The 20,789-nt window shown below is 38.3% G+C and carries 12 protein-coding genes; 11 read left to right on the top strand and 1 reads right to left on the bottom strand.

Annotated elements, in window-relative coordinates; genetic code table 11:
- Positions 1 to 3,623: pre-peptidase C-terminal domain-containing protein (locus ACM03V_RS11385; RefSeq protein ID WP_414620894.1), on the top strand; the 3,623-nt coding region annotated here is incomplete at its 5' end.
- Positions 3,624 to 5,122: 1,499 nt separating this feature from the next.
- Here the strand turns inward: ACM03V_RS11385 and ACM03V_RS11380 are convergent.
- Positions 5,123 to 5,470 (bottom strand): helix-turn-helix domain-containing protein, encoded by a 348-nt coding sequence (locus ACM03V_RS11380; RefSeq protein ID WP_414620893.1) that lies wholly within the window; start codon positions 5,468 to 5,470, stop codon positions 5,123 to 5,125.
- Between the two features lie 339 nt (positions 5,471 to 5,809).
- On the opposite strand from ACM03V_RS11380, the gene ACM03V_RS11375 reads away from it, so the two are divergent.
- The 10 genes from ACM03V_RS11375 to ACM03V_RS11330 all read left to right on the top strand — a co-directional run bounded on the left by ACM03V_RS11375 (position 5,810) and on the right by ACM03V_RS11330 (position 20,785).
- Positions 5,810 to 6,922 (top strand): ParB/RepB/Spo0J family partition protein, encoded by a 1,113-nt coding sequence (locus ACM03V_RS11375; protein ID WP_414620892.1) that lies wholly within the window; start codon positions 5,810 to 5,812, stop codon positions 6,920 to 6,922.
- 306 nt (positions 6,923 to 7,228) lie between these two features.
- A complete protein-coding gene (locus tag ACM03V_RS11370; RefSeq protein ID WP_414620891.1) occupies positions 7,229 to 8,752 on the top strand; it encodes an IS200/IS605 family accessory protein TnpB-related protein in 1,524 nt (507 codons plus the stop codon).
- A gap of 231 nt (positions 8,753 to 8,983) precedes the next feature.
- The gene (locus ACM03V_RS11365; protein WP_414620890.1) at positions 8,984 to 9,211 is read left to right on the top strand and encodes a helix-turn-helix domain-containing protein; all 228 of its coding nucleotides are present in this window, start codon (positions 8,984 to 8,986) and stop codon (positions 9,209 to 9,211) included.
- Positions 9,212 to 10,323: 1,112 nt separating this feature from the next.
- Positions 10,324 to 14,034, top strand: a complete 3,711-nt coding sequence (locus ACM03V_RS11360; RefSeq protein WP_414620889.1) for a hypothetical protein — start codon at positions 10,324 to 10,326, stop codon at positions 14,032 to 14,034.
- Between the two features lie 295 nt (positions 14,035 to 14,329).
- Positions 14,330 to 15,088 (top strand): ParA family protein, encoded by a 759-nt coding sequence (locus ACM03V_RS11355; RefSeq protein ID WP_414620888.1) that lies wholly within the window; start codon positions 14,330 to 14,332, stop codon positions 15,086 to 15,088.
- Positions 15,085 to 16,011 carry a ParB/RepB/Spo0J family partition protein gene (locus ACM03V_RS11350; RefSeq protein WP_414620887.1) on the top strand — a complete coding sequence of 309 codons (927 nt, stop codon included), beginning with the start codon at positions 15,085 to 15,087 and terminating at the stop codon, positions 16,009 to 16,011. The genes ACM03V_RS11355 and ACM03V_RS11350 overlap by 4 nt, the downstream gene beginning before the upstream one ends.
- Positions 16,012 to 16,068: 57 nt before the next feature.
- Positions 16,069 to 16,704, top strand: coding sequence for a hypothetical protein (locus ACM03V_RS11345; RefSeq protein WP_414620886.1), 636 nt, complete (start codon positions 16,069 to 16,071; stop codon positions 16,702 to 16,704).
- Between the two features lie 648 nt (positions 16,705 to 17,352).
- A complete protein-coding gene (locus ACM03V_RS11340) occupies positions 17,353 to 17,667 on the top strand; it encodes a hypothetical protein (RefSeq protein ID WP_414620885.1) in 315 nt (104 codons plus the stop codon).
- A gap of 56 nt (positions 17,668 to 17,723) precedes the next feature.
- Entirely contained in the window at positions 17,724 to 18,062 is a 339-nt protein-coding gene (locus tag ACM03V_RS11335; protein WP_414620884.1) for a hypothetical protein, read from the top strand.
- Positions 18,059 to 20,785 (top strand): hypothetical protein, encoded by a 2,727-nt coding sequence (locus ACM03V_RS11330; RefSeq protein ID WP_414620883.1) that lies wholly within the window; start codon positions 18,059 to 18,061, stop codon positions 20,783 to 20,785. Before ACM03V_RS11335 ends, ACM03V_RS11330 begins: the two co-directional genes overlap by 4 nt.
- Positions 20,786 to 20,789: the final 4 nt, after the last annotated feature.

The raw sequence follows: 20,789 nt of genomic DNA, 5'->3' as shown, positions 1-20,789 counted from the left end.
CTATTGATGAAGGAAGCACGAATGCCAGCTTTACGATTAACATATTTGATAATTCGGAGCCAGATACGTTTTTGCCTGCAACTTTTGATGGCTTGGTTGAAGCGGTGTTCCAATTGAAAACGAACGAACAGGTGGATTCACAAGATTTAGGGGATGTGGGCAACCTCAGCGATTACACGATTGATAGTAATGCCGCAACAAGTAGCGTGTTGTTTGCCGATGAGGAAAGTCAGCTTGCCGAGGTACCAGAGCCGCCGACAACCACCGAACCACCTGCGACGGGTTTACCGTTAGTTAGTTTAAATACGGGTCCCGATTATTTGGCGGAAGAAAAGGGTACGGTTTCTGCTCACGTTTTTAACATTACAGAGGGGACAATACCTGAAGGTGGATTACTTGTTGGAGTTAATGCACCCAATTTAAGCGAGTTTGATTTAGATGCGATATCCGTTGGTGATGGTGGAGAAATTGTCAACGTCCGAGAGGATGGTTTTGATATTCTGTTAACGGATTTTACGGTTTTAGTTGATTTGCCTGTTGCTGCTGATGGGGAATCTGAGGGGTTAGAAACTGCCGTCTTTACCTTGGAAGCTGGTGATGGGTATGAGGTGAATGAAGCTTTTGGTAGTGGTGAGTTCACTATTGGTGATACGGCAGAGGAAGTTCCCTTTAATGCCAGCGAGCCTAACGATGCTATTCCTTTTGCCAGCGATATCGGACTCAGCCCCGAAAATCCCCAAGTATCAATTGTCGAAACAATCGATTTTGAAATTGGTAATCGCTATCAAAACGAAGATGGTACTTTCGATGATATAGACGCATCAGAAGATGTAGATCTTTACAAGTTTGAGTTAAAAGCAGGTGACATTATCGCATTGGACATCGAGTCAGCGGGGGGGGACGATCCTGAGTTGACTGCTATTCCTGATTATCAAGAAGATAACTTCGGCGTTGTTTCTATGTTGCGGTTGTTTGATTCTGAAGGTAATGAATTAGCCTACAACGGTCAAGGTCAAGCACCAGGAGAAATGTTTACTTCCGGTCCGGACCCTTACATAGAATTTGAAGCATCTACTGATGGCACATACTATGCAGGTGTAAGCCAGCTTATTAATAGTCGTATCTTCACCACTGGGTTTCCCGAAGGAATAGAAGCTATATATCAACCTTCTGAGCCTGGTAGCGGGAGAGGTGATGGTTACTATAGTCTGGATTTTTTGAATTTAAGCGAGTACGAACTGAATGTTACTCTCAACCCAGAAAATCCAGTAATTTTAGCCGAACAGCGAGATAGAAGTAACAACACTCCTCCTGAAACCATCGATCTTGCTCAACCTGGCGAACCAACCGTTTCTTTAAGCGTAATTGGTACAACTCTTGATGCTGATAACGAAGATGCCATAATTGCTAACAGTTTGGTAGAAGGATTTCCTTTACAAGGTTCAGCCTTCGTTTTAACGTTAGAAACCGAAGGGAAAATTCCCGAAGAAGGCATTCTTGTAACCGTCAACAGTGATATTTACTTTCAAGACTATTTCAGTGGTCGTTTTCTTCAACAAGCTCCTTTTTCCCCAGGAGCTGAATTAGTTGATGTTGTTACTGATGACACTGGAAGGGAAACAGGTATTCAATTAAGAATATTTGAGCCAAATACTTTCTTTTCATTGAATGCCAAAACCCAGTATCGAGGTGAACTATTAGAACCAGAAACTGATGGTCCTGAAGAAGCAACGTTCTTCTTAGAAGAAGGTGAAGGTTATGGAGTTAATCCCAATGCTAATCAATCCACTACCACTTTTTACGACAATATAGATCAAATTCCCGAACCCACTGTTATTCCTGAAGTTAGCCTGAGTATTAGTAAAGACGAGCTAATTGAAGACCAGGGAACAGAAGCGACGCTCAATTTTAACCTCAGCGAAGCTCCGTCAGAAGATGGCGTGCTGATTTATGTCAAAGGTAACGAGGGCATTCTTCCTCAGTTTGATGTTCTTAACGCTGACATATCTGGAGGAATCTTTCCATTTTCAAATTTCGATGTGAGTGGCTTCTATTTTAAAGTTACAGAACAAGAAGCATCGATAGTTTTACCTGTCTTCGCCGATCCGTTTGAAGAAGGATTACAAAGCTTTAACTTAGCTGTACAAGAGGCACCTACCTACACAATTAACAGTGGTGCAGGTGAAGTTAATTTCACAATTGCCGATACGCCCCTATCATTGCCCGAAGTTAGTTTGAGAGCAGAATCAGAAGTTTTAGTTGAATCAGAAAACGATACCAGCTTACTAACCTTTAACCTTACAGCAGCATCACCATCCGAAGATATTACAGTATCCGTCGATGCTCCCAACTTACCGGAGTTTAATGTAGATGCGATCGCTGTAACTGGAGGCGAAATCACCGAGATAAGTAATACAGCCTTTTCTCTAAAAATTACTGATATTACAGCTACAGTTGAATTACCTGTGGCATCAGACGGCGATTTGGAGAAACTTGAAACAGCTACGTTTAGTCTTGTTGAAACTGCTAACTCAACAATCGATCCAGAGGCAAATGTTGCTACATTTACTATTTTTGATAGTCCAGAACAAGTTCCTGTAACTGAGGAAAATCGACCTAACGACACTATCGCCGAAGCCATTAACCTCAATTTAAATCCTGAAAACACTGATACTACAGTAAAAGGCAGTATTAATGGCTTAGATTCTGATGATGAATTTTTCCTAAAAGCAGTAGACTTTACGGAAGATGTAGACTTCTACTCCTTTAATTTAGAAGCGGGAGATAAAGTAAAGATCGATCTTGATTCTATTCCCTTTGAATTCGAGCGTTTTCCCGGTATTGAGCAACGGTTAGATTCTGAACTACGCTTGTTTGATGCTGATGGTAACGAACTAGCTAGCGTCAATAACGGTGCAGCACCCGACGAAGAATTCAGTCGCGATCCCTATCTTGAATTTACCGCAGAGGAAGCAGGTAGTTACTATGCGGGCGTTAGCCAACTTGGAAACCGCAATTACGATCCTAATGTTGAAGAAAGTGGTAGTGGTTGGATATTTACAGAAATCGGTGTTTTTGCAGGAGAATACGAACTCAACGTGGAATTAGCATCAGCTAATGTCCCAGAAAAACCCACTACCGAACCCGTATTTGGTTCCCTAGAAGCAGATATTATCGAAGTCACCGGAACTAGTCAACTGATTTTCGGTGGAGACTCCGACGATTTTATTGACGCTTCTATCGGTAGTCAAGGCGGAAACCGTATTTACGCTGGTAGCGGTGACGATACTTTGATCTTGGGAAGTGGCGATCGCCTTGTTGGTGGTGAAGGCACTGATAAATTCTTCGCACTTTCCGGCGGTGATAACATTCTTACAGGTGGTGCAGGTGCAGATCAATTCTGGATTGCCACTGTTGAAACTCCCGAAGCTACGAATATCATAACCGATTTTACCAGTGGTGAGGACGTGCTTGGTATCGCTGGCTTAGGAATCGGCTTTAATGATTTGAGCATTACCCAGCAGGAAGATAATACCTTAATTGCTGCAAATGGTTCGGACTTAGCGATATTGCAGGGTTTTGGTGCAAATAGCTTGATTGCAGATAACTTCGCTTTCGCTTAAGCATCTAGCTGTACATCCTAGTCCAATGCAGCCGTAACGCACTGTTAATTAAGATTTGTGACATTTGAGAAATAAGGGGTGGTGTATTACCATCCCTTATTTTTTATGATATCCAAGGTGCAAAATTTGCATAAAAAGAGCGTGAGACTTGCTGCATCCGTCACAATGAACGCATCGAGAAAGGTAAGCAACTAATCTTTCATGACAACTCATATCTAGTACTTCATATTGAAGTATATAGCGTAGCACAGTAAGCCGTAAAAATATTTCTGATAATCCAGAGCCAAATAGATCCTTAGATTCAGTAGTTCGCAATTTACTAAAGTGCGATAGCGAAGCGCTGCTGCAAGCAGAACGCCCTGAGAAAAACTTTTCACTACCTACACTCCCATGACTTAACTCATAGTGATACCCGATAACTCCTTTAAAAAAATTAGGAGTGTAACTTAATTAATCAAATGATAAGTTATCAGAAACAACAATAATAAATAACATACATTCTATTATCTATAAAAATAACATCTATCTTTAGGATGAATTATATAATTTCTGCATTATCGCCTTATTTAGTACAACTGCTTAATAAGATGTTATTAAATGTTTCAGTATTTTGGTTACGTAAAAATAGCTTTAATCAAATATACTAAGAAATAATATAGTCTCTAAAAAAACAACTCTAATTTGTTAGAGAATCAACCTTTATCTACTTGGTAATACCTTTACTTCTTTGTTTACTAAAGGAAAAAATTGGAATACAATTATCTCCGATAATTTAACGAAAACGGGATTATTTACGTATTTTTATTGGATAAAGATAACTTTTTTGGTAAAATAAAATGCTAGTAGTCTTTTTCATACAAAAACAAAAAAAACAATCTCTCTTAAGTAGGATTACCAAGCAAAAAGAAGCAAATACTACTTTTGATAGATAAATTTCGAGATTATTCTTGGCAATATTTTTAATTAGGTTTCAAAACTTACATTAATAAATTAGGAGGTATTAAAATACAAGTACACCAAGAGGGGAATACATATCTACCGCATATTGGGTACAAATCACTAGAATACTTACTTACTGCAATAATCATGAATAAAAGCAAGAAATCTTCTGTTTCAGGGAATACTCCCACAAAAGGGTACTTACACCAGTTAATTCAAGGCAGTAAAGCTACCTTCACAACTACCTCCCACTTGCGACGAATGCCAGTATTTGTAAGTATTTTAATAACTTCCGAAGGATTATCTTTGCAACGCCGATCCTTTAATTTCGGTAAGTATCAAAAACTTACTTCAAAAAATAGAACTCTTCGACAAATTCCAACATTAAGCTCGAAAAAAGATACTTATATTCATTTTTTTGATTTGGGAGAGTTTCAAAAGCCAGACCAAAAAACTTTATCAAAGATACTACCCTGAAAAATTCTTGCTGGGTTCATTGAAATAAACTACGCCAATCTAAATGTAACTGCTGCTTGTATTACATTCGTAATATACAAAATTTACGCAGAAACACTTCTTTTTGCTAATGTTTTGACAGCCACAGAAGCTACCTCTGCTACTGCTTCGGATGGAAGATTTCGTATCGCACCTAATATTGACTCTAATCGGTATACTGGTTCACCGGAAGGTAATTCTCCCTCAACAAGATATGCCTGTAAGTCAGAAAGATTCCACCCTTTCAAATCCGCCAACTTTTGCAAATTTTGCGTATCCGGCCAAGCTTGACCTAATTCCCAAAAAGTAACCGAAGGACGACTTACACCAAGCAACTTGGCGAATTTGTACTGACTTTGGGAGCTTCGTAACTCCTTGACTAATGTGGCTAACCGTTCTGCTTTAGGGTTCATATACCTATTTTAATATTTTTTTGCTGACTGCATAAAAAAGTGTCGTTATGCGGTAGATTATATAAGTCTAGTTAATTTATTTACTTAAATTAGTAGACAATTTTACTACAGCTTCTGCGTATCAGATAATTTTGGTCAAACAACCTTAATTGGGGTAATGTTCGTTTTTGAGGTAATAGATTAAACATACAGATACTTAAAGTTAGATATAGAGAAAAATACATAATTGGCATCCCTATTGGCAAGCCAACTCGAAACAAAGTACGCTTAACAGCGCTTGGTTATTTTATCACCCATTTGGTCAATTGTTTTTGATTTTAATAGGCACCTCTTAAAACAATGGATAACTCCTTTACCTTATCGAATAACACAACTACTCATAATTTTACATCTATTTTCTATGAAATAGATCCCCGTAAGCTGAAACCACACCCACGCAATGACTTGATTTATGGTAAGGAGGAAGACGCAAGTGAATTAGTAAAGCTAATAAAGTATTCAAATCAAATAAGACCATTAGTAGTCACCAAGGAAGGAATCATTGTTTCGGGGCACCGACGCTGGCAAGCAGCTTTGCAACTAGGATGGAAGGCTGTACCTGTTGAAGTGAGAGAATTTGACGACGAACTGGCTGAACTACATACCTTGCTACTAGAAAATGCCAACCGCGAAAAAAACCGGGAGCAGAAAGTCCGCGAAGGGCAAGCATGGCTTGAGGTAGAAAGTGATGCAGCTAGAAAAAGGATGAGCAACGGTGGAAAAAAATCCGCTCCTGGAAGACCAGCTAGGAAAGATGAGAAAGGGGTGGAAAATTTTCCACACCTTTGTTTAAGTTCCACAAGTGGAAAAACACGCGATCGCCTTGCTCGAAAAGTAGGGCTTGGTTCTGGGCGCACATACTCCAAAGCCTTGAAGGTAGTAGAGTTTATAGACGAGCAGGAAAGTTTAGGAAAGCCGGAAATAGCAGAAGAGATTCGACAAACTTTAAATTTAAAAAGCGTAGACGCAGCTTTCAAAGCATTTCAATATAGTAAAAAGCATCCGCAGTCAACCGAAGATAATCAAAATATAGAAGAATCATTTCATACAGAACATTTATTATCACAGCATCCAATAAGAAAAAGCTGCTGGAACTGTCAGCATAAAACAGACTCAGTAGACAACCAGCATATTCACTGCAACAAACACGGCATCCTCAGCACGATTGAGAAATCAGGAAGGGAGCGAGGTCAAGATTGTCCACAATGGAGGGATAGATATTCATTTCCCGAGCAATTGAAAAATCCTTGCTTTGCCATTCAGTTATTACTACCAGTGGAGTGGCAAGAAAGGTTAGAGGAAAGTGCCGCATTTATAGATATGGATGCAGCTACCTGGATTGTCAACTTAGTAGGTAGAAATCTTGCTCGCAATTATGACCATTTGAACTTTCAAGATGCGATCCTGCGATAAAAAACTGTGCAAGTTACTTAAAGGGCTAGCAACTGTTACCTAATTTCTACCCAAAACTAGACAAATATTACCGTTTATCCACATTTATACGAGCTAACCTTTCTACCGCATCACTAAGACTGTTAGCTCCCATTTCTTCTTTCATAGACTCTAGCCATTCAATAGCTGTTTCGGTTAAAGTCCGCCGTGAATCTACGTTTTGGTTCGTTATAAATTTTTTTAGCTGGCATTGTTGACAAATATAATATACTCATGTGTCACATGAGTATATTATTGAAAAAGGTCGAATTCAATAAGGAGTTTCAAATGGGTATAAAAACATTCACGGCAGAGTTACCGAAAGCATTAGTTCCTTTCGCTATTAAATATTCTAAAAAGCAGAAAGAACATCGTTGTACTGCGATGGAATTAATTAATAGTGATATTTCTAAAACTAAAAAGAATCAGGAACTACAGAAGTTTGGCTTTAATAAAAGACAGGCTAATTCTTTACTTATTGATATCGACGGTAAAATCGGTTCTGCTCGTGAATGTCGCGAAGCTCATATAGAAACTATAGAAGATAAAATTAATTCTGCTCAGGAACAGATTACCGAATGGGAGAAAAAACTATCGAAATTAGCTTATCCTTGTTGCAGAGTTAAACGTAATCAGTTTAAGTCCCGCCAACATGAATTAAGATTTAAAATCCACCATAAGCGTCGTTACGTTATTGCTCAACACGGTAAAGTAGCTAAGTTAAAAGAAGCTCCTATCGAAGTTAATTTTGGCACTGAATTTAACTTTCCTTTGGTTGGTAGTCAGGGAGAATCTAATGGTAATCAGATATGTCAGTACGATTATAAGAAGAAGTCTTTAAAAATTCGTGTTCCAGTTGAATGGGAATCTGAGTTTGGTAAGTACGTTACAGCTAATCTAGAGTTCCCTTATGGTCAGGATTGCATTGAAGCAGCTTTGATGCGTAGAGCAGTAAATAAAAAATCATTAGAAACCATCCCTGCTAGTAAAGGAGAGTCTTTAACCTGGAGATTATTCTATAAGAATAATCGCTGGTATATAGCAGTTTCGGTAGAAGTAACCGAAGTTCCTATCCAGTCTAAACCAGTAAGATATGGTTGTATTGGCGTTGATTTAAACCCAGGTGTTATAGGTTGGTGCTACGTTGACTATAACGGGAACCCGGTAGCTAAAGGTCAATATGAGTTAAATCTACATTCCCGCCGTTCTGGTCAAGTAGAAGCTGAACTTTCCGACCGAATTAAACGGCTAATATTACTTGCTCAATTGTACGGCTGTGCAATTGTGATAGAAAACCTTTCTTTCGCTGCTAAAAAGAAGCGCATGAAGGAAGAAGGTCGTAGATACGCTAGAATGCTCAATTATTTTGCTTATTCCCGATTCAATGAAATACTACAAACCCAAGCCCGTAATAAAGGTATTCAAGTAATTAAAGTTAATCCTGCATACACTTCATTAATTGGATTAACTAAATTTATGCGGCTGTACGGTATGAGTTCTGATACCGCAGCCGGAATGGTAATAGCTCGTAGAGCTATGAGACTTAGTGAATCTGTGCCTACCCATGTCGCTCTCCCGGCTGTGATGGTCGCGTCTAGACACGTATGGGCTTCATGGCACAGAATTAATAAGTCGCTCAAGTCGTTACGCCGACATGAGTATTTTAACCAACAGGCGTTAACAGCGCATCTCAGCAATTACTCTAAGGACGTAGAGCCTGTGGAGGTCGGTACATCAGACGTGACTCGTGTTGAGGAATTCGGTGAAAGTCCGAACTGTAGTCCCGAACTAGCCGTTAAGGTCGGGCGATGATGGGTAGCTTTATCCAGTAATGGGTAGTTTTGTCCATTTATTAAGTGACGGCTAAGAAGCTACCTAAACACTATATTATTAAACACTGGTTTCCAGCATTTATAAGTTTTATCCCACCAGACAACGTACAATATAAATTGCAAGAACTAAAAACTTTTGAAGCTGATAAAGATAAAAATATTACTAAAAGCGATTCGAGAAAATTTTCTGAATCGATTAAATCCGATCAAAATGACCCCCAAAATTAAGTTATCGTACAATAAAACCAGTCAATCAATATTTTTAACTAGAACCTTAATAAAGCAACGCCGAAAAGCTATTGGAATGAGCCAAATGGAACTTGCCCAAGCTATGGGAAAAAGCCAAAGTTGGGTACGCGATTTAGAAAACAAATTAAAACAGCGAACAATTAAGCCGAAATATGCTTTTCAATTGAAAACAATACTCAAGATAGCTTAATTTTGAAGATTTTATTTAAAACTATATTATTATTACAATTTGTACATTTAATCAATAAATAATTTTTTTTTAAAATCTTTTATATAAATTTTCAATTGAATAACCAGTTATCAGTTTCATAAAAAAATACAATACCCTTGCATACTTAATTTTTAATCTTTAAACAGTCTTAAAATAAAAATTAAGACTTTAATAACACATTTCATAAGAACAATAAACGAAAAAATTATAGTTTTAGCTACCTGCTCTAAATAGGTATTTTTATATTATTGGAATAGATTCCAATTAAAGTAAATATAGCGTAGCTGACATTAGGGGCAAACTAAACTGTCTAGTTTAATCAAGCTGGAAGCTCCGGTTTGAAGCCGGGGGTCATTGATAGTAAAAGCATAACCGCGTCGAAACGTTAAATAAACGAACTATTTAAATCTATAAAAAGGTTTCTAGATTTTTAATTCCGAGTAGTAGTACCAGTCAATGATCGCTATCTGTAAATTGCTAAATACTGCTACACACCTGCCGAAAAGACTATTAATAAAGTTGAAGTTTTAATAATAATTGTAAGCAAAACTATTAGCCGCAAAGCCTTACACTTCAATGCTTTGAGGTCATTATTTAACATAAAACACGGTTTGTCAAGAAAATTTTTGCTCAAGTAGAAAAATTTAACTTTAGTGCTGTTTGGTTAATTAGTACTAAATAAAATGTAATGCGTGAAATACTTGTCTCACTTACGTTTTAGCACCTCGTACTAAGAAATGATAATAAAGAAATCTCACGAAGAATGTCACTGATACCGCGATCTGAAAATTTTCTTTAGTACTTTTTATATTAAAGGATAACAGAATCAAACCCTGTAAAGCCTATATATGCTCAATTACAGCGTTTATTTTTAAGTAAAGAACTATTAAGTAACGCCCCCTCGTGGTGACATTAGCACCCCTGACGGTGACATTATTTTCTGAAATACTTGATTTATAAGGGTTACAGCATTTAGTACTAATCGGGTTTCTCGCAATTAGTACTAAAAACCGCAGAAAACACGAATGTTATTGTAATTAAGGCAAATTCCGGGACTAGCCGCTTTAAAATTCATACAAAGATTTTTGCTAATGAAACGCCAGTACACTAGCAAGCGCTTTCCCTGTCCCATCTGCAACAAAACTCACGGCTGCGCTATTAAAGAAGACTCATTAATTGAGTGCTTGCGTAGTTTTAGCCAACATGACGCACCAGCGGGCTATCGTTTCATAGCGTTACTGCGTAACGATATGGGCGGTTTGTTTGCTCTCGAAGATAGTAACGCCTACCTCACGACAGAAAATAACCTAAATACACGGAGACAACATTATGTCAAGCAAAAAAATCTACTATCTATTTCGGAACGCGATCGCGATTTCCGTTCAATACTTCAAGAATGTACAAAAACTCTTTCGTTCCAACATTCTTCTCACCTCCATGAGGACAGACAGCTAACTATCGAAGAAATAAACTGGTTAGAAACTTTAGGATGGTTAAGAACTTGGAAACCCGGTACTTATGCTCCTGATGGTATCAAGTCAACTCTTCCAGGTATCTCTTCTGAAGGAAAGCTGTTAGGAATGCCAGGATTTGCGATTACGGCTCTCTCACCAGACGGACATATTACGGGTATGCAGATTGCTACTTTAAGAACTAAACCTAAATATGTTTGGTTAAGTAGTAACAAAGATGGGGGAAACGGACCGCAATTACCCAACGGGGAACTACCGCTATTTTGCTGGAAGCACCCCGATGCGAAAAAAATCAAAACAGTAATTCTTTGTGAAGGGGCGTTAAAATCACTGCTTGTTGCCATGTTTTTATGGAGACAAGGACGAACTGATATTGCAGTTATCGGAACTGCGGGTGCAGCTAGATACGGTAAAAAAACGCTTAAAGATTACCTGAAGCGATTGCGCGTAAAAGAAGTTAGATTAATGCCAGATGCTGGAGCAATCGACAATCCCCTTATTACTAAAGCTAACGAAGCAACTATTTACTCTTGTCAGAAATGGCGCTATCGAGTCAGTGTAGGTTGTTGGGGACAATGGCATGACAAAAAACATTTGGATATTGACGAATTACTAGCTGCTGGTCGTCAAAATGAAGTTCAATTGCAGACGAGTGGCATTTTCTTATTAAAATGTCATCAAGCAAACCAAATCCGAAAGTTACTAAAATTAAACTATTTTTATCAAATTGCAGACAAACAAGTTGAATTACGTCCGGAACCAGATGCAATTAACAACAGTAAACAGATTCACTTGTACTACCAAAATATTCAAACTTTCCGTAAAAGCGATTATGAAGTGGTAGTGACTTGGGAAAATACGACTTTAAGACCGGAAGACTTTTTCGCACTATGTCCTGAATCGATTCAAAAGCAGTTAGCACGCTCGGAACGCGAGTGGGGGATGCTCTACAAACTCAAGTTATGGCTGCGTAGAACAATTGAAAGATATAGACCTAAAAAAGGATTTGGGGAATCTCCAACCAAAAAAGAAACAAATAAAGCTAAAAATATACCTAAATTTATCAATTATAAACCTGGAAAACTACCTAAAATAGGTGTTTGTGTTCGTCCTCCCAAAATCATTTTTAAACAAGGACAGCGCTGGCAAGTTTTAACAGAAGCAATTGCAGCGGGGTGGAAGCATATTTTAGATAAAAGCCCCACTGGTACATTTAAAAGTCATGATGCAGGTTTAGCAGCCCCAATAGCATTTGGAGTAGAAAGGTTATGGTACTTTACCAACCATGCTAGAAACATAACTACACAAACCGTTGAGCAGAATTATGCTTATATGAATGTTCGTAACGATGGTATGGTATGGGACACAACACCTGGTGGTAAAAAATATTTGAGGTGGCCCATCCAAGGAGAAAAAGCATCAACTCCGGGTAACTGTCATCGCAGCAAGGTTTTCGCAATTGCGCGAGAAAAAAATATTGATATGGATGGTATAGAAAATCCAGTTTGCGCTACTTGTCATTTACGAGAAGCTTGTAGCTCTGCTTATGGAAAAGGATTTGGACATCGTTCATTACGGAAAGAAACTTTAAAACACGACCGCATTCGTGCCCATCCCGATAGTGCCCCTCAGATTGAAGATTATCAATGGGAAAACTGTGGTAACTTCTGGGATGAAGTAATGCAAACAGTACAGCCCATTAATTCCGTTGCAGCACAATTATCAGATATTGACCAAGTAATCGCGGAACTGGCAGTTAACTACCCCAAAGTTAACGCCCTTTTAATCAATCTGTGGATGATTTTGCGTCAATGCTTAAATGGAGAAATCAAGCAACCATTCCACGGCTGGAATGATGCAGCAGTAAGGGAGTTATTACCGGAACTACCAGATAATTTAGATGAAATTATTGGTATTGCAACCGAGACTTTATATCCCAACCTAGAGGAAATACTTAATACTACTAGTGAGTATGGGTCAGACCTTGCCGATCTTCCTAGTAAAGTCCGAAAAAGGTTTGGTAATAAAACTTCGGAAGTAATTGAGAAATTCAAGCAAGATATTATTCTCAATTGGTTTATACCATTTTTACAAGTCTGGGGTAAACAGCGTAATGGAGCATTACGCATTGAAAAAGGCAAACTATTTATCTACACTCGCAAGGAACGTCACAGCGAAGTTGCTGCATCTTCTGCTTGGAACGTTTACTTAGATGCAACAACTACAGCTGAGTATTTGTCTTGGTGGATAAATATTGAGGAGTGCGAAATTCTAACAGTTGAGCAAGAAGTTCCTTCTGCTCAAAATTTGGAAATAGTTCAAATTATTGGTCTGGGACATTTAGGAAAGGAACGCAGCACACTTTCCCAAAACCGAATAGCAGCATTAAAACAAGAGTTACAAGAAAGGCATTCAAACATAAAATTTATTGATTGGAAATGTCAGACTGAATCGGAAGATGGTTCTTGGTTTGTTGATTCACGTGGTAGTAACGATTTCTGTGGAGTCAGTGCCTTAGCTTCCATAGGCATTCCGTTTTGTAACCTCGGCTATTTGGAAGTGTTGTATATTACCTTAACGGGACGCAGCATCGAACCTGGAAAAGCCAAAGTAAAAATACCCATTGAAATCAAGGAATTGGTGGAAAAAGAAAATGATGATATACCTTACTTTGAGCGTACAGTTTCCAATGACCCAAACTTCCAGGCTTTTGTACACTGGTCTACCTCTTCAGAAATTTACCAAGCTTTAGGACGTTTGCGCTCCCATTTAAGGCTCGAACAAAAACTTACTTTCTACTTTATAGGTGATTATCCACTTGAGATACCAGTGCGGATAGTTAAAGCTTGCGATATTACTATTGAAGCGGGTTCTCGTTGGGAGCAAACTTGGTTTAAAATTGCTTCAGCTGCTAAACAGTTGGTCGAAGAAGGTACAACGCAATTACGAGGTATCAATACCGCAATAGCTCAAAAAGTAGGATGCTCCGTGGGTTTAATATCTAAAGATTATAGAGAAGCATTAGACAAACTTTTACAAAGCCTATTAAACCCTTTTAATACAACTTGTAAAAATTCCCAAAGCGAAAGTAATTTAGAAGCGGAAGCTCGTTCAGTAGGCTCAAACATAATGCCTATAGTGGCTCAAAGTAATCCTTATGAAATACTGTCGGAACTGTTTTCATGGCAACGATGTGTAGATAATGATTATTGGCTATGGATTTTGTCAGGAACGTCAACAAATACTCAAATTAAAATTATTAGTAGTTTGTTATCAATCTTGCCAAAAGCTTGGGTTTGCGAATTGGCTAACAATATCCTTATAGAATAAGTTTTTTAACCAAATATTGTAATTAATTGTCTTTATTTACAACAAAACAATAATGGTACAATAACCCTATCTTCACAAAATGATATTTTCCATTAAATAGTCATTTGTATCGTCTTTTAATCATCAATATTAGGTTTAAAATACCGAAAAGCCTTATATTGATAGGCTTCTATCCAATTTGTTTGTTGTACCTTAACGAACACCTTCGCTCACAACCGGCACAAAAAAATTTACTGACGCTTCTTTTAAAACCATTGCGTCATTTGATTAAAAAATTTATTTTTGGGGTAATAAATTGAGTTGCGTAATTACACTATTTAACCAATCAGGCGGCGTTGGGAAGTCGAGTTTAGCTATGAATCTCGCTTACCATATACAAGAGCGTAACCGAAAGGTACTTGTAGTAGACATGGACCCCCAAGGTTCATTGACTACTTTTATGGGTGTAGAACCATCCTCTCTTACCGAAACAGTTTACGATTCAATTTTGCACTCTTCACCACTACCTATTCACAAAAATATTCACGGTATCGATTTAGCTCCAGCTAACATCAACCTTAGTGCTGCTGAATTAGAACTAGTAGTAGCGGATTTACGGGATATGCGGCTTAAAGAAGCTTTAGAGCCGATGCTCGACCAATATGATTTTATTTTGATTGACTGTCCTCCTAGTTTAGGGCTTTTAAGCTATATCAGCTTGGTAGCATCAACCCACGTACTTGTTCCAATCCAAACTCAATACAAAGCATTTTGTGGAACCGAGTTATTGTTGAATACGGTTGCAAGAGTGCGATCGCGCCCGAATAAAAAATTACAGATAGCTGGATTCATTCCCACCATGTACGATGGTCGTAACGTTCAAGATGCTCGTACTTTGCAAGCGATTAAAGAGCAGTTACAAAAAGTGGGTGTTGTTTACCCGGCAATTCCTCGTTCTACTGCCTTTGCCGATGCATCAGAAGACCACGTACCGTTGGCTGTGCTAAACCGCAAACACCCCGCAGTGCCTATTTTAAAGAAAATTGCTTCTCGTTTGGAGAAAATCGCATCATGAGTAATAAAAATAGACGCGATCGCCCTTATCAGCAAATGAAATCCCTGGATATTCTGTTTGGGGATTCTCAAGCAGAAGCGGAAGCTGCCGCGAAGATAATTTCTATCGAAGTAATTTGTTTACCTGACGAGCAGCCAAGGCGTTATTTCGACCCCCAAGCAATGCTGGAATTGGTGGAGTCGGTACGTCAGCATGGAGTACTGCAACCTCTGTTAGTACGTCCGCGCTCGGATGAAAAGTATGAACTGGTCGCTGGTGAACGACGCTATCGGGCTGCAAAAGAAGCTCAACTTGCTGAAGTACCAGTTGTTATTCGGGAACTCAGTGATGAAGAAGCAATGCAGCTTTCTCTAATTGAAAATCTCTGCCGCGAGGATTTGAATCCGGTAGAAGAAACAGAAGGTATTTTGCAGCTTTTGGCACTTCGTTTGTCAACTGATGTTGCAAATATTACTTCCTTGTTGTATAAAATGAAGAACTCTATAGAAAAGCCTTCGGAATCTAGGCATAACGTTATGCCTAACCCAGAAGCAAAGATGGTTGAGGAAATTTTTGCTAGCTTGGGGTTAATGACCTGGGAATCTTTTGTTAAAAACCGCTTGCCACTATTGAATCTCCCTGAAGATGTTTTAGAGGTGCTGCGTCAGGGAAAAATTGCATATACTAAAGCGAAGGTCATTGCTCGATTAAAAGATAAAGATGCACGAAAAGAATTACTTGAAACAGCAATTTATGAAAATCTTTCTTTAACTGAAATTCAATCACGCTTGAAGGATACATTCCCACCTAAAGAATCGTCCGGACGAAAAGAGCGTGTTGAAAACACAATTCGTCAAGTCAAACAGGCGCGAGTTTGGGAAGACCAAAAAAAGTGGAATCGTTTAGAAAAGCTGTTAGAGAAAATTGAAGAATTACTTACTTAATAGCAAAGGTTTCTTAGCTAAATTTACTTTATTAGTTTTTAATGATGAAGACGAATAATGGGAAAAAAGAAGCGTTCAAAAAAAGGTAGATTCCCGTGGAACCTTGAAGATGAAAAGTTATTTACTATTTCCAAAACCGGAAACGAAATTGTATGTGATGCTGGTTGGGAAAAAATGTCATTCGAGAAAGCTTGTGAATTCTTTAGTTCTGAAGAAATAAAAGAATGGTATTCATCGTATTGGGAAGGAGCAGATATTAGCGATTTATTTACCGAACTTGGTATAGATATTAATCAATTCGATGATGAAAGTATAGAAGAATTTCTTGAAAACTATGATTGGACTCCCAAAGAAGTCAACGTAGTAGTAGCTAAAGCAATTTATGAAAATCACCGTTGGGTTCGAGTCTTAATAATTTCTACACCCGAATTTGAAGAACATAATTTTCAGAATTATGAGATGGAAGCAATTTACTTAGGAATACATTTGAGGAACTGTTTAAAATTGAATATTCCAGTTATCAATGATTGTAAGAATGCAGTTAGATACTTGTACGGAAGATATCCAAATGTTGGATGGCAGTCAAGAAAGTGCGTTAAAGCAGCACATAACTTGAAACTTGATCGAGCAACCAAAGTATTTAATGAAGAGTTATGGGATTTGGAATGGGAGGAAGAATATTGGGATTTTTGAATTTGTAGTAATGTACTGGCACAGATTCCTTAAAAGACTGTCTATAGCTATAAAGAAATAGCGTTGTAATAGTGTCTCTATATCTAATGATATAGAAAAATATCTATGTAGTATACATAGATATTTGTTATTAATTTAACAAACTAAATTGTGTAAACTTACATTAAATATGAATTAAAAATAATTATTTGATACGTGAGTAAATAGAAATAATGTAGTTATACATAAAATCAGTATCTTGATTAGTAATAATTGTAGTCATATTTAATTATATTTAAACGTAGAAAAACCCGATTTTAATTTACCTAAATCGGTTGATTCATTTTGAAGCTAAAACGGGTTATCAGATATATATGAAATGATTGAGTTAAAAATTTCATGTCCCTGAGAACATCCCCTAAAAGTTCGATGTCCCCAAAACGTTATTTCTCGTTTTATTCAATATCTAATTTCTCTTTATGGGTTGCTGCGATTGGAATCACAGTACTAAATGCAATCATTAATCCAAGCCTAGCAAGCGTTACAACATTAACTTTCTTGTTTTGTGCAACAATTGCAATAACTTGGCGACATAACTTTAATGAGTTTTTTGATTTTCTCTCAAAGCTTTTTCGGCACTATAGATTATCCACACCTATATTCATAATCGTGGGTACTTTTTTCCTGCTAGATGCACTATCAACACCAGCACAAGCACAGTTTTTTCAAAACGCAGAAACCTGGATGACAGGACAATTTACAGGTGCAGGGGAAGCAATTCCATTAGTCTTCAATGTATTGCGAGGTTTGTTTTTAATTTACTTAGGAATATCTTTAGTGAAGGTTATCCAATCCGCAAGAGAAAATGAGGATTGGCAAAATTTAGCCCGTACACCGATGATTATTTTAATTGCCGTGACAATAGGTGATGTCTTAGCGAATCTAATTATTGGTGGTGGAGGTGGTGCAGCACCAGGAGGATGAATATAATTCGTAATTCGTAATTCGTAATTATTAATCAACCAGCACAATTAAAAAATATGGAATCAAATAAATCAAAATATCGTACTGTCAACGCCACTTTAGGAAAACAACCATTAATCGGACCTTTCCCAGCAGACCAATTAGTTCCTTGGGCAATTATTTGTGGAAGTTCTTATTACCTCGCTCACGGTTTACTACGCTTAAATTGGGTTTGGACAATCGCGATCGCAACTTGGGGAATTTCCACCTGGTGGGTGCTGACTGCTAATGGTGCTTGGAGAATTTTATCTAAATTTGTAGCTACTCCTAACTGGACTAGAGTCGGTATACGTTATCAGCAGCTTATGGATACAAAAACTAAACAAGTCCACTCAAATAAAAAACATAGAAAATGAGCGTTCAATCAAAAGTTGGCAAACGCACAGTTGACAATGGAACAGATAAAGTTCGTTTAACGCCATTAGAAGATGCTTTATCTTTAGTATCAATGCTACAGATAAATCTCCAAGGACGCTCTGTAGGTGCCTATGTTTTAAGAAAGGGTACCAACAATTTTATGATTCATTTTGGCTTCGAGTGCGCGGGTATTCACTCTACTTTACGTAACGAACAAATTTCGCCAGTATTTGATGCGATTGAATCAGGGTTAAAAGATTTACCATCTGGGGAACGTCTGACAATTCATTTAAGTTCTTTTACCAACGATACACAAAGACAGCAACAACTAAAAAACTTGAGTGAAGCCGTCCCTAACCAAGAATTGCAATACCTATTAATGGGTGAACGCGCTCGCATCCAACAACTAACACAACAAGGCATCCGTAAACCCAAAACCCTGCGTCTGTACTGCACCTACACCATAGAACAAGATACCAACGGTGCAAATGACGCTATAGAAAAAGGGCTTTCCAAGTTAGAACGCTTATGGAAATCATTCACTGGCGAAATTAACGAGTTACAATTTGTTCGGATTGAGCGTTTACTATATTCTTCTTTTACCGATGGTTTCCAACTTTGGGAGCAGCTGCTTGCTAACAAGATGGGTTTGGATATTCGTCCCTTGGGTGCAGAAGAACTTTGGAAAATTTTATGGCAGCGCTTTAACGACACTCCACCGCGTCCAATTCCCCAGCTTTTAGTTCTCAATGAAGACGGATTGCATGAAGAAATTTACTCAGACATTGCCCCTAAATCTCTTTTAATGGAATCCGATTCTTCTGTTCCTGTAGCAGATAAACGCTGGGTACATCTTAAAGATAAGTATATAGGCGCATTAACTTTTGTAGAAAAACCCGGTGGCTGGACTGATAAAGAACGACAAATGCAGTATCTATGGGAGGTATTATCAAAAGAGAGAATTTACGACACTGAAATCTACTGTCAGTTGATGCGTGCGAATGAAACACTGGTGAAAACCAATATGCAGCGTCTTACAAAACAGTCAAATACAAGTGCTACTATTGCTCAACAGAAGAATTCGGTAGATGTAAAATCCTTACTTAATATCAAAAAATCAATCGACGCGCAGTCAGAATTATATGAAGGAGCTGTACCCATTCATACTGCGGTTGTGTTTTTAGTGTATCGCAACACCCGCGAGCAATTAGACGAAGCTTGTCGTTACTTACAATCAAGTTTTCTGCGTCCCGCATGGGTGGTGAGAGAAACCGAATACCCTTGGCGGATTTGGTTGCAAACTCTGCCTATCACCTGGGAGCGTTTGATGACAGTTCCCTTTAATCGCAGACTGGTTTATCTAAGTGGGGAAGTACCGGGGCTTTTACCATTAGTGAGGACAAAGAAGGGTGATGATGATGGTTTTGAATTAATTGCCTCCCAAGGAGGAACGCCAATATTTCTCAACTTGTACACTCAACATAAGAACTTAGGACTATTTGCTACCACCCGTGCAGGAAAGAGCGTAATGGCATCAGGCATCATTACCCAGGCTTTAGCGTATGGAATGCCTGTAGTTGCTATGGATTACCCGAAACCTGATGGAACAAGCACCTTCACTGACTACAGTAAATTTATGGGTGACGATGGTGCTTATTTTGATATCGGTAAGGAATCCAGTAATTTATTTGAGCTACCTAACTTACGTTCTCTTCCACCTAAATTGCAGCAAGAAAGATTCTCCGACTACAAAGATTTTCTTGCAACAGCTTTACTTACAATGATTGTAGGTAGCCGTCGGGGTTCTGGTGGTGCAGAGTCGCAAACACTTACAGATACCGTGCGTTCTATCTTGGCATTAGGACTAAAAGCTTTCTTTGAAGACGATTTGATACGCGATAGATATGCCGCAGCATACGTTAACGGCTTTAGTTCTCCTGAGTGGTCTACAATGCCTACCCTGCATGACTTTTTAAGTTTTTGTTCCCACGAGCGATTGCGTTTAGATTCGATGAGTGGCGATACCAAAGCCGCATTAGAAACGATAAAATTACGCTTGCGATTTTGGCTTTCATCCCGAGTCGGACAATCCTTAGCCCAACCTTCCACCTTTCGTAGCGATGCGCGATTGCTAATTTTTGCACTGCGTAACTTATCAAATGATGACGATGCGGCAATTTTAAGTTTGAGTGCTTATAGCGCTGCATTGCGACGAGCATTATCAGAGAAAGCCAGTATATTCTTTATTGATGAGAGTCCTATCTTATTTGAATATGACTCAATTGCAGCACTAGTTGGAAGACTTTGTGCAAATGGAGCAAAAGCAGGGATAAGAGTTATTTTATCAGCCCAAGACCCAGAAAGTATTGCTCAATCTCCATCGGGGGCAAAAATTTTTCAGAATTTAACTACTCGTTTAATTGGACGCATTCAACCCAATGCTGTTGATAGTTTCATTTCAATTCTGAAGTATCCTTTAGAGATAATTGCTTGTAATGCAACAGAAAGCTTTTTTCCAAAAAAAGAAGGATTTTATTCTCAATGGTTGCTTGATGATAACGGAATTTTTACAGGTACTCGTTATTATCCACCGCTTAATTTACTCGCAATAGTAGCGAATAATCCTATAGAACAAGAGTGCAGAACTGCTGCGATGACGAAATATTCAGATAAATTCGTGGCTGTAACAGAATTTTCTAAACAATTAGTAAAAGCTTTGTAAAGCT

Origin of the sequence: Calothrix sp. CCY 0018 (genome assembly GCF_963920925.1) — a bacterium.
In the GTDB taxonomy this organism is placed as follows: Bacteria; Cyanobacteriota; Cyanobacteriia; order Cyanobacteriales; family Nostocaceae; genus Rivularia.
Note: the sequence above shows the minus strand (reverse complement) of the source record. Positions and strands in the feature narration are given on the sequence as shown.